Annotated in this window: 13 protein-coding genes and 1 tRNA gene; 13 read left to right on the forward strand and 1 reads right to left on the reverse strand. The window is 61.9% G+C overall.

The genetic code is table 11. The annotated features are described in order from the left end of the window. Positions 1-219 precede the first annotated feature (219 nt). The 4 genes from G3O01_RS42310 to folE2 all read left to right on the forward strand — a co-directional run bounded on the left by G3O01_RS42310 (position 220) and on the right by folE2 (position 4,355). Positions 220-537: an exodeoxyribonuclease VII small subunit gene (locus G3O01_RS42310; protein ID WP_205813435.1), complete on the forward strand. Its 318-nt coding sequence runs from the start codon at positions 220-222 to the stop codon at positions 535-537. Further along, positions 534-1,415, forward strand: a complete 882-nt coding sequence (locus G3O01_RS42315) for a farnesyl diphosphate synthase (protein ID WP_205813436.1) — start codon at positions 534-536, stop codon at positions 1,413-1,415. The genes G3O01_RS42310 and G3O01_RS42315 overlap by 4 nt, the downstream gene beginning before the upstream one ends. Before the next feature lie 96 nt (positions 1,416-1,511). Beyond that, entirely contained in the window at positions 1,512-3,410 is a 1,899-nt protein-coding gene (gene dxs, locus G3O01_RS42320; protein WP_205813437.1) for a 1-deoxy-D-xylulose-5-phosphate synthase, read from the forward strand. Between the two features lie 147 nt (positions 3,411-3,557). Then, complete coding sequence (folE2, locus tag G3O01_RS42325) at positions 3,558-4,355, forward strand: GTP cyclohydrolase FolE2 (RefSeq protein WP_205813438.1); 798 nt, start codon at positions 3,558-3,560, stop codon at positions 4,353-4,355. 771 nt (positions 4,356-5,126) lie between these two features. On the opposite strand, the gene tsaD is transcribed toward folE2, so the two are convergent. Then, entirely contained in the window at positions 5,127-6,152 is a 1,026-nt protein-coding gene (gene tsaD / locus G3O01_RS42330; RefSeq protein ID WP_205813439.1) for a tRNA (adenosine(37)-N6)-threonylcarbamoyltransferase complex transferase subunit TsaD, read from the reverse strand. 136 nt (positions 6,153-6,288) lie between these two features. Between tsaD and G3O01_RS42335 the strand changes: the two genes are divergently transcribed. The 9 genes from G3O01_RS42335 to G3O01_RS42375 all read left to right on the forward strand — a co-directional run. After that, entirely contained in the window at positions 6,289-7,506 is a 1,218-nt protein-coding gene (locus G3O01_RS42335; RefSeq protein ID WP_205813440.1) for an NAD(P)/FAD-dependent oxidoreductase, read from the forward strand. 143 nt (positions 7,507-7,649) lie between these two features. After that, positions 7,650-7,862 (forward strand): 30S ribosomal protein S21, encoded by a 213-nt coding sequence (gene rpsU, locus G3O01_RS42340; protein WP_012403240.1) that lies wholly within the window; start codon positions 7,650-7,652, stop codon positions 7,860-7,862. Positions 7,863-8,141: 279 nt separating this feature from the next. Further along, positions 8,142-8,588 carry a GatB/YqeY domain-containing protein gene (locus tag G3O01_RS42345; protein WP_205813441.1) on the forward strand — a complete coding sequence of 149 codons (447 nt, stop codon included), beginning with the start codon at positions 8,142-8,144 and terminating at the stop codon, positions 8,586-8,588. Between the two features lie 106 nt (positions 8,589-8,694). Continuing rightward, a complete protein-coding gene (dnaG, locus tag G3O01_RS42350) occupies positions 8,695-10,575 on the forward strand; it encodes a DNA primase (RefSeq protein ID WP_205813442.1) in 1,881 nt (626 codons plus the stop codon). An 89-nt stretch (positions 10,576-10,664) separates the two neighbouring features. After that, entirely contained in the window at positions 10,665-13,058 is a 2,394-nt protein-coding gene (gene rpoD / locus G3O01_RS42355) for an RNA polymerase sigma factor RpoD (RefSeq protein WP_205813443.1), read from the forward strand. Positions 13,059-13,254: 196 nt separating this feature from the next. Further along, positions 13,255-13,342, forward strand: a tRNA-Ile gene (locus G3O01_RS42360). A 172-nt stretch (positions 13,343-13,514) separates the two neighbouring features. Beyond that, positions 13,515-15,287 carry a DUF6880 family protein gene (locus G3O01_RS42365; RefSeq protein WP_205813444.1) on the forward strand — a complete coding sequence of 591 codons (1,773 nt, stop codon included), beginning with the start codon at positions 13,515-13,517 and terminating at the stop codon, positions 15,285-15,287. A 57-nt stretch (positions 15,288-15,344) separates the two neighbouring features. Further along, positions 15,345-16,358: an AraC family transcriptional regulator gene (locus tag G3O01_RS42370; protein ID WP_205813445.1), complete on the forward strand. Its 1,014-nt coding sequence runs from the start codon at positions 15,345-15,347 to the stop codon at positions 16,356-16,358. Positions 16,359-16,540: 182 nt separating this feature from the next. Beyond that, on the forward strand, positions 16,541-16,778 hold a 238-nt coding region (locus G3O01_RS42375), incomplete at its 3' end, for an acyl-CoA dehydrogenase N-terminal domain-containing protein (protein ID WP_205813446.1).

The following is a 16,778-nucleotide window of genomic DNA, read 5'->3' on the forward strand; positions in this document are numbered from 1 at the left end:
CGCGATTATACCTGTTTCCCCCTCCTTGGGGCGCTTAAGTGCCTGATTTGGGTTAAAAATGTCGTGGAAGATCGCGATTTCGCCGCGCAAACGTTGGATTTATTTCTATCGTCCGAAGTGTTGCGCAAGCGTCGCGCCTGTATCCGTTGGTGTGCTCACAGGTCGAAAATGTTGCTTTTGCCGTAGAATGTCCGACTTGTTTTAATTTTGCGACGATTCATGGCGAAGACCGCTTCGACGGATACGGCTGGTTTGTCCCCCACCAGCGCCGAAGGTTCCGATAACACACCGCTGCCCGAGAGCTACGAGGCGGCGCTGGCGGAGCTGGAAGGGCTCGTCGGGCGTATGGAGGGCGGCAGCCTCAATCTGGAAGAGTCGCTGGCGGCTTACCGGCGCGGCGCCGTGCTCGTGGCGTTTTGCCAGCAGCAGCTAGAAAAGGTGGAGCAGCAGGTGCGCGTTCTCGATGGCGAGACGCTCAAGCCGCTTCCCGTGAACACAGCAGGTACAACCGCTGCCGACAGCGGAGACGATCTATGACCTTCGAACAATGGATGCGCTCGGTGCTGGACCGGGTAGAGAGCGCACTTGAACACTATTTGCCGACGGAATCGACTGAGCCCGCCGGGCTGCATGAAGCCATGCGCTATGCCGTGCTGGGCGGCGGCAAGCGGGTCCGCCCGTTGCTGTGTCATGCAGCAGGCGAACTGACGGGCGCGAAGGCGGAAAGCCTCGATGCGGCGTCGGCAGCGCTGGAGATGATCCACGTCTACTCGCTCGTGCACGACGACATGCCCTGCATGGACGACGACGATCTGCGCCGCGGCAAACCCACGGTACACGTCAAATATGACGAGGCGACGGCACTGCTGGTTGGTGACGCGCTGCAGTCGCAAGCTTTCGTTGCGCTGACATCGGATGTGCTGGAGCCCGCGAAACAGGCCGCGCTGGTGCGCGAACTGGCGCTCGCGAGCGGCTCGATCGGCATGGCAGGCGGTCAGGCAATCGATCTGGCGAGCGTGGGCCATACGCTGACGCGCCCGCAGCTCGAAACGATGCACCGTCTGAAGACGGGCGCGTTGCTGCGCGCAGCGGTCCGCATGGGCGCGCTGACGGGCGACACGCCGGATGCCAAAGCCTTGCAGGCGCTGGATGCCTATTCGGCCGCTGTGGGCCTCGCGTTTCAGGTTGTCGACGACATTCTCGACGTCACGACCGATTCCGCGACGCTCGGCAAGACGGCCGGAAAAGACGCGAAGGACGGCAAACCGACCTACGTGTCGATCATCGGGCTCGACGCTTCGCGCGCGCTGGCGGCACAACTGCGCAGCGATGCGCACGCAGCCCTCGCACCTTTTGGCGCCCGCGCACAGCGGCTCGCCGAGCTGGCTGACCTCGTGGTGAACCGGGTCAGCTGAAGTAGATGTAACGCGAAAGCCCGCCGCCCGCACAAGATGTCTCGGGTGTGCGCGAATGAAGTGCGGGCGCGTAAGTTTTCCTACAATGGAACGACGATGTACGACTTGCTGAAAACCATTGACGACCCCGCGGACCTGCGCCGCCTTGATCGCCGCCAGTTGCAACCGCTTGCCGACGAGTTGCGAGCCTTCGTGCTCGACAGCGTGTCGCAGACGGGCGGCCACCTGTCGTCCAACCTCGGCACGGTCGAACTGACGATCGCGCTGCACTACGTGTTCGACACGCCGCGCGACCGCATCGTCTGGGACGTGGGTCATCAGACCTACCCGCACAAAATCCTGACGGGCCGCCGCGACCAGATGCCTTCGCTGCGTCAGCTGGGCGGCATCTCGGGCTTCCCGAAACGCGACGAATCGCCGTACGACACGTTCGGAACGGCGCACTCGAGCACGTCGATTTCGGCGGCGCTCGGCATGGCGATTGGTGCGAAGCTGCAGGGCGATGACCGCTTTGCGATCGCTGTGATCGGCGACGGCGCGATGACGGCGGGCATGGCCTTCGAGGCGATGAACAACGCCGGCGTCGAAGACGACGTGCCGCTGCTCGTCATCCTGAACGACAACGACATGTCGATTTCGCCGCCGGTTGGCGCGCTCAATCGCCATCTCGCGCGCCTGATGTCGGGCCGTTTCTACGCAGCGGCGCGTGCCGGCGTCGAACGCGTGCTGCGCCATGCGCCGCCCGTGCTCGACCTCGCGCGCAAGCTCGAAGAACACGCGAAGGGCATGATCGTTCCGGCGACGCTGTTCGAAGAGTTCGGTTTCAACTACATCGGACCGATCGACGGCCATGACCTCGATTCGCTGATCCCGACGCTGCAGAACATCAAGGAACTGCGTGGCCCGCAATTCCTGCACGTCGTGACTAAGAAAGGTCAGGGCTACAAGCTGGCCGAAGCCGATCCCGTGCTGTACCACGGTCCCGGCAAGTTCAACCCGGCCGAAGGCATCAAGCCCTCGACGACGCCCGCCAAGAAGACCTACACGCAAGTGTTCGGCGAATGGCTGTGCGACGCGGCCGAGCTGGATTCGCGCGTGGTCGGCATTACGCCCGCGATGCGCGAAGGCTCGGGCATGGTCGAGTTCGAGAAGCGCTTCCCGGATCGCTACTACGACGTTGGCATCGCCGAACAGCACGCCGTGACGTTCGCGGGCGGTCTCGCGACGGAAGGCCTGAAGCCCGTCGTCGCGATCTACTCGACGTTCCTGCAACGCGGGTATGACCAGCTGATTCACGACGTCGCGCTGCAGAACCTGCCCGTTGTGTTCGCAATCGATCGCGCCGGTCTCGTTGGCGCGGACGGTGCGACGCACGCTGGCGCATACGATCTCGCGTTCCTGCGCTGCATCCCGAACATGACGGTGATGGCGGCATCGGACGAAAACGAATGCCGTCAGATGCTGTACACGGCGCTGCAACAGCCGAACCCGACGGCCGTGCGTTATCCGCGTGGTGCGGGCACGGGTGTCGCGACGGTCAAGCAGATGGCCGCGTTGCCGCTGGGCAAGGGCGAAGTGCGCCGCGAATCGACGCAGCCGGCTGGCAAGCGCATCGCGATCCTGGCGTTCGGCACGATGGTTGCGCCGGCGCTCGCGGCTGCTGAGCAACTGGACGCGACGGTTGCCAACATGCGTTTCGTGAAGCCGATCGACGCCGAACTCGTGCGCCAGCTGGCGGAAACGCACGACGCCATCGTCACGGTCGAAGAAGGCTGCGTCATGGGCGGCGCCGGTTCGGCGGCAGTGGAAGCCATGATGGAGAGTGGGGTTATCCGACCCGTACTACAATTGGGCCTTCCCGATCGCTTCATCGATCACGGCGACCCGGCCAAACTGCTCGCATCGTGCGGTCTCGACGCCGCTGGCATCGCGAAGTCCATCCGCGAGCGATTTGTGGAGCACGCGAGCGGCAAGTCGGTCAAGCGCGTCGCTTAACATAGCGGGCCGCCGGAAACGGAAGAACGGCCCGTTGCATCTACACCAATATGAATCGGCGGGTTGCGTACCCGCCGGGCTCCGCCGGCGCAAGCCGGCGGTTGTCATTTTGCGCGTCGATTCGCGCTGCAAGTTGAGGACAAGAACATGAACCAGATGAACCCCGCCTTCGTGATGCCTGACGTGCAAAGCACGCTCGACACCCGTCAGATCCCGATTCAAAGGGTTGGCGTGAAGGCGGTGCGTCATCCGCTCACGGTGCGTACGCCGGATGGCAGCGCGCAACCGACCGTCGGGACGTGGAATCTCGATGTGCATCTGCCTGCCGAGGTGAAGGGCACGCACATGTCGCGCTTCGTTGCGCTGCTTGAAGAGAACAAGACGCCGCTGGATTCATCGGTGTTTCGCACGATGTTGGCGTCGATGCTCGAGAAGCTCGAGGCGCCTGCGGGTCGTATCGAAGTGTCGTTCCCGTATTTCGTGAACAAGACAGCGCCGGTGTCGGGCGTGCAGAGTCTGCTGGACTACGAAGTGACGTTGATGGCGGATTCGCGCGATGGCGCGACGCGGCTTTTTCTCAAGGTGCTGGTGCCGGTGACGAGCCTGTGCCCGTGCTCGAAGAAGATCTCGCAGTATGGCGCGCATAACCAGCGCTCGCATGTGACGATCAATGCTGAACTGGCCGACGATGTTCCTGTCGAGGATCTTATTCGTATCGCTGAGGAAGAGGCTTCATGTGAGCTTTGGGGACTGCTCAAGCGCCCGGACGAGAAGTTTGTCACCGAGCGGGCTTATGAGAATCCCAAGTTCGTCGAGGATTTGGTGCGCGATGTCGCGCAGCGGCTCAATGCGGATAAGCGGATCGTTGGGTATGTGCTCGAGGCTGAGAACTTCGAGTCTATTCATAATCACTCGGCTTATGCTGTGATTGAGAAGCGGGTTTAAGGTTTTTTTTGTTGTCTTGCGACGCGGGGTTGGGTTGCTTTTGTTTGCGCTGGCATCCGCGTGATGTTAGTGGTTTATTAGCGTTGCCCCTGTGCGGGGCGGCACCTACTTTTCTTTGCCGCGGCAAAGAAAAGTAGGCAAAAGAAAGCCGCTGAACACCGCCAGTTCTCGTAATTGCCCACGGGCCCCCAACAGCCCCGTCCTGTCTGCGGCAGCACTCTTCTCGATGCCCGCTGCCAACGCTCTTATCGAGCGCCTCACCCGCTTCACACTCCGGCGTCGCTACACGCGGGACCCAATCGCTGACGTTCTATAGCGGCAAACTGTGTGTAGGCTGTCGCGGCGTATGCGCTTCACTCCGGACTGAAAAACACGATCGGTGTCGTAAGAGCGCTGACTTGTGCAGCACTACGACCTACACACAGTTTGCCACCTGGGCGGCCGCAATCATTCGCTGCCGTTGGCTGCGCTACGGGTGAGCGAAGTGGGTGAGGCGCCCATTCAAGGCGTTGGCAACGGGCATTGAATGGCAGAACGCCGTTTGAAGTGAAGGAACTGTTGGGGGCCCTCAGGCGGAGGTCAAGGACGGGCGGTGTTAGCCCGCTTTCTTTGCTTACTTTCTTTGCGGCGGCAACGAAAGTAAGTGCCGCCCCGCACAGGGGCGACGCCTGAAGCACGAAGGCATATCGCGGATGCCCGCGAAGCCTCAAGCCGCGGATGCCAGCGAAAAGCCGGAAAACCCGAACCAGCGTCGCAAGACAACAAAAACCCTCAAACCGTGAGCGACCCCAAATCCCACCGAGGCTTAACAGTAAAAGCATAGTCAGCAGTAGCCTGCGCGGGCCAGCGCTCCAACCTCAACGCCCCAGCGAGGGCGATCATCGCGCCGTTATCGGTACAGAGCGACAAATCCGGGTAATGCACATGAAACCCGCGCTTCTGCGCCGCAGCCGAAAGAGCCTCGCGCAGTTGCCGGTTAGCGCCGACACCGCCTGCAACAACAAGCCGCTTGAGCTTCGTCTTTTTAAGCGCCGCGAGCGACTTAACAGCTAGCACCTCGACGGCCGCGTCGACAAAACCTCGTGCCAGATCGGCCTTAGCCTGCTCACAGACATTGCTGCCAAGCTTCTTCATATGCGTCAGCACAGCCGTCTTCAACCCACTGAAGCTGAAATCGAGATCGCCTGAGTGCAGCATCGGACGCGGCAGCACGACAGTGCCCGGCGTGCCGAACTCCGCAAGCCGCGACACTTCCGGCCCGCCCGGATAGCCCAGCCCAAGCAACTTTGCAGTCTTGTCGAAGGCCTCACCAGCGGCATCATCGAGTGTTTCGCCGAGTGTCTCGTAGACACCCACATCCGTGACGCGCATCAACTGCGTATGCCCGCCCGACACCAGCAGCGCAACGAACGGAAACGGCGGCGGCTCGTCGACCAGCAACGGCGACAGCAAATGCCCTTCAAGGTGATGAATACCGATAGTCGGCTTGTCCCACGCCATGGCCAGCGAATTGGCAATGCTCGCGCCAACCAGCAGCGCGCCCGCCAGCCCCGGCCCCTGGGTATAGGCAATTGCGTCGATATCTCCGCGCGCGGCGCCTGAGCGCTCGAGCACTTCTTCAAGCAGCGGCAGCGCGCGCCGGATATGGTCGCGCGACGCCAGTTCCGGCACCACGCCGCCGTATTCGCGATGCATCGCGATCTGCGAATGCAGCGCATGCGCGAGCAGGCCGCGCTCCGTGTCGTAGAGCGCGAGGCCGGTTTCGTCGCAGGAGCTTTCTATGCCGAGAACTAGCATGATTATTGGACCGCCGGTCGAGCGCCTGAGATGCCGCCCGAAACATCAAAAAAGAAACCTGAAAGTATAGCAGCGCGGGCATTGCGCCGCCGGGCGCCGCAGGCCGCAGCAGGCGCGGCGGTTACAATGCAGCCCCATGGAATCCTTCGATATCGCCGTAATCGGCGCAGGCGCGGCGGGCATGATGTGCGCATCGGTGGCGGGACAGCTCGGCCGGCGCGTCGTGCTGATCGACCACGCGGCGCGCCTCGCCGAGAAAATCCGCATTTCGGGCGGCGGCCGCTGCAACTTCACCAATCTGTACGCCGGACCGGCCAACTATCTGTCGGCGAATCCGCATTTTTGCCGCTCCGCGCTCGCGCGCTACACGCCGCGCGACTTCATGGCGCTGCTCAAGCAGTACCGCGTGACCTGGCACGAGAAGCATAAAGGTCAGCTCTTCTGCGACCAGTCGAGCGACGCCGTCATCGATGTGCTCAAAAGCGAATGCGACGCCGGCAACATCGCGTGGCGCCGGCCGCTCGCTGTCGAGCAGGTGCGTCACGCCGACTCCGAAGGCTTTACGCTCGACACGCACGCCGGACCGATCCGCGCCCGCGCGCTGGTCATCGCGACGGGCGGCCTGTCGATCCCGAAGATCGGCGCTACCGATTTCGGCTACCGCGTCGCCAAGCAGTTCGGCCACAAGCTCATCGACACCCGCCCGGCGCTCGTGCCGCTCACCTTCGCGTCCACCGACTGGCAGCCGTTTTCGGAGCTGTCGGGCGTATCGCTGGAAGTGCATCTCGCGACGGGCGCGAAGAAAACGGGCGGCGAGTTCGTCGAAGACCTGCTGCTCACGCATCGCGGGCTGTCCGGACCGGGCGTGCTGCAGATTTCGAGCTACTGGCAGCCGGGCGAACCTGTGCACATCAATCTGCTGCCCGAGCGGGACGCCGTCGACGCGTTGATCGAGGCAAAGACCGCAACGAAGCGCCAGATCGGCAATCTGCTCGCCGAATGGGTGCCGGCGCGCCTCGCGCACGTCTGGCTGCAGACGCACGGCGTGCCCGCCGAGGCCCGTCTCGCCGATCTGCCCGACAAGGCGCTGCGGCGGGTCGGCGAGGCGCTGTCGCGCTGGACGCTCACACCCAACGGCACCGAAGGCTACAAGAAGGCTGAGGTGACGCGCGGCGGCGTCGATACGCGCGAGCTGTCGTCGGCGACGATGATGAGCGCGCGCGTGCCGGGCCTGTATTTCATCGGCGAGGCCGTCGATGTGACCGGCTGGCTCGGCGGCTACAACTTCCAGTGGGCATGGGCGTCGGGCGTGGCGGCCGGGCAGGCGGCAGCCGAGTTCGCGGCGGGCGTATAGCTATATAAACGCGGCGACAAACGCAGCCCAAACGCCGGGGAAAAACACGCAAATGCTTGAAAAATAAGGGCTTGACACCATTCTACGATTGTGCGAAACAGCTGCTATACTTTCCGTTCTTCGCCAAGCTCCGTTATTGAAAGATGACGACTATCCGCGTAAAAGAAAACGAGCCTTTTGAAGTCGCGATGCGCCGCTTCAAGCGCACGATCGAAAAGAACGGGTTGCTGACCGAACTACGTGCGCGCGAGTTTTACGAGAAGCCGACATCGGAACGCAAACGGAAGAAGGCAGCGGCGGTGAAGCGCCATTTCAAGCGCCTGCGCAGCCAGCAACTGCCCAAGAAGTTTTACTGATTCAACGTGAAGTCGCGGTTCTCGCCCAGTCTTCAGAGCGATAGCAGCGGCTCACACAAGGTGACGGCGCGGGAGCGTGCCGGCGCTTGCGGCAAATGGCGAGTCATGCCAGAACGGGGTAAAGGCCGTTCCGGCCAAAGCCCCGTAAGGCCGCATCCAGGTGCACGGATTTACCGCGTATTTGGCACGAACCCGCTTGAGGAACGATCCCAAGCGGGTTTTTGCGCTCTGCACCGCGTCTTCACCCGTTTTTCAAACCTCCACGCATTCAGGTGAACGATGAGTCTCAAAGCCCGTATCAACGACGACATGAAAGCAGCGATGCGCGCCCGCGAAACCGAGCGGCTCGGTACGATCCGTCTGCTGCTCGCTGCCATCAAGCAGCGTGAAGTCGACGATCGCGTGGAGCTGGATGACGCTGCCGTGACAGCCGTCGTCGACAAGATGATCAAGCAGCGCAAGGACTCGATCGCCCAGTTCGAAACGGCCGGGCGCACGGATCTCGTCGACAAGGAAAAGGCCGAGCTGGACGTGCTGAGCGCGTACATGCCCGAGCAGCTGTCTGACGCGGAGATCGCCGCGGAAGTGCAGGCGGCGGTCGCGCAGGTCGGCGCGGCCGGCCCGCAGGACATGGGCAAGGTGATGGGCGTGCTCAAACCGAAGCTGGCCGGGAAGGCCGACATGACGGCCGTGTCCGCGCAGGTCAAGGCCGCGCTGTCGAAATAAGCTGTAAGTTGCGATCCGCCATGCTCGCGCCTATCTACGGAACCGCGCGCATGGCCGGGTGCGTTGCGCACCCTTGCCTCATCCTTTTTAAGGCCGCGTCTGCACTGTGATTCCGCATTCCTTTCTGCAAGACCTGCTGAACCGCGTCGATATCGTCGACGTGGTCGGCAAGTATGTGCAACTGAAAAAGGGCGGCGCGAACTTCATGGGGCTCTGCCCGTTCCACAACGAAAAGAGTCCTTCGTTCACCGTTAGTCCGACTAAGCAGTTCTATCATTGTTTCGGTTGTGGCGCGCATGGCACGGCCATCGGCTTTCTGATGGAGCACGCGGGGCTTTCCTTTCCGGAAGCCGTCAACGACCTGGCGCAATCCGTCGGTCTGACCGTGCCCCAGGAGCCTTCGCCGATGCGCGGCGGCGGTTCGGGCGGCATGGGCGGCGAAGGCTACGCGCCGGCCGTCTCGAAGGCCGTCACGACGGCGTTGTCCGACGTCATGGCAACGGCCAGCGATTTCTACAAGGCGCAGCTGCGCGGCGCGCCGAACGCGATCCAGTACCTGAAAAAGCGCGGCCTCACGGGCGAGATCGCGAAGCGTTTCGGCCTCGGCTACGCGCCCGACGGCTGGCAGAACCTCGAAACGGCATTCCCCAACTATCGGGACGATGCACTCGTCGAGGCGGGTCTCGTAATCGTCAGCGAGAAAGCCGACGCGCAGGGTCAGAACCGCCGATACGACCGGTTCCGCGAGCGCGTCATGTTCCCGATCCGCAATGTGAAAGGCCAGGTGATCGGCTTTGGCGGGCGGGTGCTGGACGGCGGCGAGCCCAAGTATTTGAATTCGCCCGAAACGCCTTTATTTAACAAAGGCAGCGAGCTGTACGGCCTGTTCGAGGCGCGGCTTGCGATCCGCGAGCAGAAGTACGTGCTGGTCGTCGAAGGGTATATGGATGTGGTGGCGCTCGCCCAGTTGGGCTTCGAGAACGCCGTGGCGACGCTCGGCACCGCCTGTACGCCTATTCATGTGCAGAAACTGATGCGCCAGACGGACACTGTCGTTTTCAGTTTCGACGGTGACTCGGCGGGGCGGCGCGCCGCGCGGCGGGCGCTGGACGCGTGTCTGCCGCATGCCGCCGACAACCGCACGATCCGCTTCCTGTTCCTGCCGTCCGAGCACGATCCCGACAGCTACGTGCGGGAATTCGGCACGGAAGCGTTCGCGGAACAGGTGCGCCGCGCGATGCCGCTGTCGCAGTTTCTGCTGAACGAAGTGCTCGCGGGCAAGGAACTGGACCAGCCGGAAGGCCGCGCGCGGGCTTTGTTCGACGCCAAGCCGCTGCTGCAGATGCTGCCCGCCAACGCGTTGCGCGCGCAGATCATGCATATGTTCGCGGACCGGTTAGACGTACCGTTCGAGGAAGTCGCCGCGCTGTGCGAGGTCGACGCGCGGATCGCCGCTGTAGCACGCAGCGCGCCTGCCCGCAAAGATCGCCGCAGCGTGACGGGGATCGAGCAGCGGGCGCTGCGCAATCTGGTGATGCATCCGCGTATCGTCGCCGTGCTGGACGAAGAGGAAGAGCAGGCGCTGCTGGCCGTCACGCGGCACGGCGAGCTGTTCGAGGAAGTGACGACGCACGCCCGCGGGCTGGGCGACACGGCCGAGTTTCAGTTGTTGTCGGATCTGTTGCGAAACGGGGCTAACGCCCCCACGTTCGAGGAAATCTTCCGGGAAATTCTGGACTATGATGAAAACGTTCGGGACCTGCTGTTGAAGAATCCCGAAGATGCGACGGTCGCCGAAGAGCGCCTCGAGCACGAGCGTCTCGCCGGGGAAGAATTGAAAGCGGCCATTCTGAAGATGCGCTATGACGCGTATAGCGAGCGGCTGGACCAGTTATCGCGTCAGTCGAGACACACTCCGGAGGAGCTTCTGGAGTATCAGGAACTAAGCAGGACGTGCGCTGACCTGAAGCGTCTGCGCGGGCAGTGAAAGGGATGCGCTGAAAGCCCGAATGCTATAATTAAAAGATTTCAGCGGTTTTGTTTTTCTCCAGGCAAAGGCGATAAAAGGCGATTGCAATGGTAAAGACTACAGGCGGAAAAAAGGCGACAGGCAGCGGCTCGGACGAGCCGAAAACGACCAGCAGGGTCAGCTCAGCCAGTTCAACTTCTTCCGCCCGGAAAACGTCTGCCGAAACCGCCAGTTCGCCAGTTGCCCGGAAAAAAGCCTCGACCTCTTCGGCCGCGCGAGCGGCGTCGGTGACATCGAAGTCGGTGACATCGGTTGCGAAGCGGCAGGGAGTCAGAAGCGAAAGGGAAGCGGATGTCGCGCAGGACGATGCGGCTCCCCGCGAGTCTTTGGTATCAACGGTTCAACCGGCTGTTGTCCAGCAGCCGGCAGTCGAGACTACAGCCGGTATGGCGAACTCCATGACGAAAAAGCTGAACGAAGTATCCGTCGATGACGACGCATCCCAGAGCGAAGAAACTGCAGCTCCCGCTCAGGGCAAGGTCGAAAAGGTCAAGGCACGCGACCGCCGCGCGAAGGAAAAAGCGCTGCTCAAGGACGCGTTTTCGTCTTCGCAGCCTGGCACCGTCGAAGAGCTTGAAGAGCGTCGCTCGAAGCTGCGCGCGCTGATCAAGCTCGGCAAGGAGCGTGGCTTCCTGACCTACGGCGAAATCAACGACCACCTCCCGGACAACTTCACGGAAACCGAGGCGATCGAAGGCATCATCAGCACGTTCAACGACATGGGTGTTGCCGTCTACGAACAGGCGCCCGATGCCGAAACGCTGCTCCTGAACGACAACGCCCCCAACGCTTCGTCGGACGACGAAGTCGAAGAGGAAGCGGAAGTCGCCCTTTCCACCGTCGATTCCGAATTCGGCCGCACGACCGACCCGGTGCGTATGTACATGCGCGAAATGGGTACGGTTGAGCTGCTCACGCGCGAAGGCGAAATCGAAATCGCGAAGCGGATCGAAGACGGCCTGAAGCACATGGTGATGGCCATCTCCGCGTGCCCGACCACGATCGCCGACATCCTCGCGATGGCCGAGCGTGTCGCGAACGAAGAAATTCGCATCGACGAACTCGTCGACGGCCTGATCGACGCCAATGCCGAGGACACGGACGGCTTCTCCGAACAGGAAGCCGAGGCGATCGAGAACGAGCAGGAAGAGGAAGAAGAGTCGGACGAGGAAGAAGAGGAAGACGACGATGGCGCCGCGCAAGCGACGGCCAACGCCGCTCAACTCGAGGAACTCAAGCGCATGTCGCTCGAAAAATTCGCGCTGATCAGCGAATGGTTCGACAAGATGCGCCGCGCGTTCGAGAAGGAAGGCTACAAATCGAAGTCTTACCTGAAGGCGCAGGAAACGATTCAGGAAGAGCTGATGTCGATCCGCTTCACCGCGCGTACTGTCGAGCGTTTGTGCGACACGCTGCGCGCGCAGGTGGACGAAGTGCGTCAGGTCGAGCGTCAGATCCTGCATACGGTGGTCGACAAGTGCGGCATGCCGCGTTCCGAGTTCATCGCGCGTTTCCCGGGCAATGAGACGGATCTCGAATGGGCCGACAAGATCGTCGCCGAAAGCCATCAGTACAGCGCGATCCTGTCGCGTAACGTGCCGGCTATCCGCGAACAGCAGCAACGTCTGCTCGATCTGCAGGCGCGCGTCGTGCTGCCGCTGAAGGACCTGAAGGAAACCAATCGCCAGATGGCGGCGGGTGAACTGAAGGCGCGTCAGGCGAAGCGCGAAATGACGGAAGCGAACCTGCGTCTCGTGATCTCGATTGCGAAGAAGTACACGAACCGCGGCTTGCAGTTCCTGGATCTGATCCAGGAAGGCAACATCGGTTTGATGAAGGCGGTGGACAAGTTCGAATATCGCCGCGGCTACAAGTTCTCGACGTACGCGACGTGGTGGATCCGTCAGGCCATCACGCGTTCGATCGCGGACCAGGCGCGCACCATTCGTATCCCGGTTCACATGATCGAAACGATCAACAAGATGAACCGCATCTCGCGTCAGATCCTGCAGGAAACCGGCCTCGAGCCGGATCCGGCAACGTTGGCCGAGAAGATGGAAATGCCGGAAGACAAGATCCGCAAGATCATGAAGATCGCGAAGGAACCGATCTCGATGGAAACGCCGATCGGTGACGACGACGATTCCCATCTTGGCGACTTCATCGAGGATAACAACACGGTTGCGCCGTCGGATGCCGCGCTGCACGCCAGCATGCGCGATGTCGTGAAGGACGTGCTCGATTCGCTGACGCCGCGCGAAGCGAAGGTGCTGCGCATGCGTTTCGGTATCGAGATGAGCACGGACCACACGCTCGAAGAAGTGGGCAAGCAGTTCGATGTGACGCGTGAGCGCATCCGTCAGATCGAGGCGAAGGCGCTGCGCAAGCTGCGTCACCCGAGCCGTTCGGACAAGCTGAAGTCGTTCCTCGAAGGAAACTGATCGAGCCTGCTCGTCGGCACATAGCAGTACATCAGGGCTTCCCGATCGTTTTGTTCAGCGAAGCGATCCCGGAAGCCCTGTTTTTCGTGTAGTATGTCGGCCAATCGACAAACAGGCCCGGCCTTCAGACCGGGTCTTTTTGTTGGTTCTCTTTGCTGTTCTCTATCGCTTCCGTCTTACGTCGCGAAGCATCGTTGGGCCGGACGCCGTGCTGGTTGCAGGCAGCGGACTCATAATCCGCCTCCGAAAGGACACCGTGGGTTCGACTCCCACCCGGCCCACCAAATCCCATCAAGTCTTGAAGTTTTTCGCTGTATTTCCGCCAGTCGAACAGCGGGATACATATTGCCTCTACGCATAGCCTGCGATCAAAATGGCAGCGTGACGAGCCGTCGCCGCCTGGTTACGCATCGCGGTTCGGCTTATTGACGACTACATCACTGGCGCCGTCCTGCAATGTCTCAATCCGCGTATCTCGCAGAATTCCTCACGCTGGCAGAAGTACTTTCGCTGACCGACGCAAAGACCTTCGCGCGAGGCAAAGTCTATTTTCATGACGGTATGGTTTCGCGCCTCGACGAGGAAGACGATACCGTGCGTGCCAACGTGCGCGGCACTCAGCCGTATCAAGTCAAACTGAGCGCTCGACACGGCGAGCTTTCGTTCTACTGCGATTGTCCCGTTGGCCAGTCAGCGGTGTTCTGCAAGCACGCGGTTGCCGTCGCGCTATCCTGGCTGGAAAATTCCGGCGCGGAGGTTTTCCAGCCCGATGAGACCGAGCCAAAGAAGCCGCGCAAGAAGCGCAAGACCTACGCGGAACAGGTGCAGGAATATGTCGCGTCGCTGGGTGCCGACGCGCTTCGAAGCTGGCTGATGGAGGCGGTTGAACGTGACGTCGCGCTACGCGACAAGCTGCTGCTGGCGGCACGTGCGGCAAGTTCGAACGATCTGCCGGGCATGAGGATCGCCGTGCGGCAGACGGCGCGTGTGAAGCGCGTGATTCACGACTGGCGGGAAGCCGCAGAATACGCGGATGGCCTGATGTCGTTGTGTGACGTACTGAGGGAGCGTCTGAACGGCTCTCATGCGGCCGATGTCGTCGAACTCGCCGAGCTTGCGCTTGCCGAGGCGGAAAGCGGCCTCGAGCGAATCGACGATTCGAGCGGCGACGTGATGCCTGCCATCCAGGAACTCGCGGCCGTCCATCTGGAAGCGTGTGAGCGGACTCGCCCCGAACCCGAGGAACTCGCCCGGCGGCTTTTTCGTTTCCTGTTAGAAAGCCCGTGGGGCACATTTAATGGCGCGTTTCCACGCTATGCCGAGGCGCTGGGCGGGACGGGACAACATGTGTATCGCGAATTGTGCAACGACGCCTGGAACCGGCTCCCACCGCCTCAGGCAGGCAAGCGGGCCGACTACACGTCCGACGTCCAATACTCCAAACTCCGTCGCGCGATGACCGCGCTGGCGGAGTTCGACGGCGACGTCGATGCGCTGATTCGCATCGAATCGAAAGACCTGTCGAATCCGCATCAATTCCTGAAAGTCGCCGCGCTTTGCGAGGAGCATGGCCGTCTGGATGAAGGGCTCGCCTGGGCGGAGAAGGGCATCGAAGCATCCGGAAAAACTGTCCATTCAGATTTGCTGACGTTTTGCGTCGATGGATATGTGAGCCGCCGGGAGTTCGACAAGGCCGATGAATACGCATGGCGACGCTTCATGTCGTATCCGGGTGCCGCGACATTCAAAGTCTTGATGACGGCTGCGAAGGCGACGGGCTCATACGACAGGACCCGGGAACGCGCGCTCGACCATATGTGGGCCATGGTCGGCGAGGAGGAAGCGGGGGGAAAGACGCGCGATCCGTGGGCCGCGACAACGCGTACCGAGCTGGTCGAGCTGTATCTGGATGCACGCGACAATGAAGCCGCATGGCACGCATTCACGGGTGGCCCGATCGCGGCCCAGATTTGTCAACCGATGGCCGCCGTGCGCGGGCGGACGCACCCGCGCGATGCGTTGGTCGTCTACCAGCGCCTGCTCCCCGGCACGGTAGAAAGAGGGACGTCAGCTGCCCAGTACAAGGACGCGTTCGAGATCGTGAAGGCGATCGGCAAGCTGTGGGCTAGACTCGGTGAACATGCGCAGTTCGAAGCCGAGCTGAATGCGATCCGGCAGACCTATCGTGCGAAGCGCAAATTCATCGCCTTGCTCGACACCTTGAAGTGAGTACACGGCGAACACGTTCACGCTGACCAAGCCCATCGCGATCCAGCAAGCACATAGATGCAAGCCCCCAGTGCCACCGTCCCCATCTCCCTCGTCAACGGCTTCCTCGCTGCTGCCGGCGCTCAGCCCGACGTCACACAGCGCTATCTAGAACAGGCGGGCATCACGCCAAAACTGCGCAGCGCCCCCGGCGCACGCGTCACCGAAGAACAGTTCTCCACGCTCTACCGCACGCTCGCCATCGAACTCGACGACGAGATGCCCGGCGTCTTCAGCCGGCCTTTCCGCAGCGGCACGCTGAAGTTTCTCTGCCTCAGTCTGCTCGACGCGCGCAACCTCGAAACCGCGCTGCATCGCTTCGGCCAGTTCTTCCATATCGTGCTCGACGACTTCCGTCTCGAATCGCGCCGCGACGATCTGATGGCGCAAGTCGAACTGCGGCCAAACCCGGCCTACGGAAACATCGGGCCGCTCGGCCAGGAGCTGATGCTCAAGCTCGCGCACGGGGTGTCGTCGTGGCTGATCGGTCAGAAAATCCCGCTCTTGCAGGTCGATTTGGCGTGCCCGCAGCCGCCGCACGCATTCGATCATCGCTACTTCTTCTCCGGGCCTGTGCGTTTCGGCTGCGATGCAACGCTGATGCGTTTCAGCGCGGCCTTCCTGGATATGCCCATCCGCCAGAGCAAACGTAACCTGCCCAAGTTTCTCGCCCGATCGCCGGGCGAATGGATTTTCGAGTCGTTCAGCGAGCAACTCGTCAGCCATCGCGTGCGACAGTACCTCGCGGGCGTTCTGCCCGATCTGCCCACCATCGACGAAGCCGCGAAGAATCTGCATTGTTCGGTGCGAACGCTATGCAGGCGTCTGTCGGCCGAAGAAACGACCTTCCAGCTGCTCAAGGACGAACTGCGGCGCGACGTCGCGATCCAGCGGCTCATCGACACGCATGACCCCATCGCGATGATCGCCGGCGATATCGGATTCGACGATCCAAGCGCGTTCCATCGGGCGTTTCGCCACTGGACGGGCAGCACGCCCGGCACGTATCGGCGGCCCGTTCAGGCTGGGTAAACCCCGGGTGGGGTGGGTCGCACCCCCGTTCGATGTGGCCAGATTTGTCAGTACCCGGGCCGGTTTGGACAGCCGGTTCGCCGGATATGCCGGTAGGATGGCCTCGTAGCATCACCGCCGGTCCTCATTCCTTTCGAGCGTCGTGGCAGTGATCCATTGAACGCCAGATTGGAAGATCGACCATGAGTTACATCGCCCCCGTCAAAGACATGCTCTTCGTGCTCGAGGAGTTGAGCGGCATCGACGACATCGCGAAGCTGCCCGGCTTCGAGGAAGCGGGTCTGGAAACGGCACAGGCCGTGCTCGAAGAATCCGCGAAGCTGTGCGGCGAGGTGCTGGCGCCGCTGAACGTCGAAGGCGACAGGAATCCAAGCAGCTGGAAAGACGGTCATGTCACGGCGACGCCCGGTTTCGCCGATG

Origin of the sequence: Burkholderia sp. Ac-20365 (assembly GCF_017104715.1) — a bacterium.
Classification (GTDB): domain Bacteria; phylum Pseudomonadota; class Gammaproteobacteria; order Burkholderiales; family Burkholderiaceae; genus Paraburkholderia.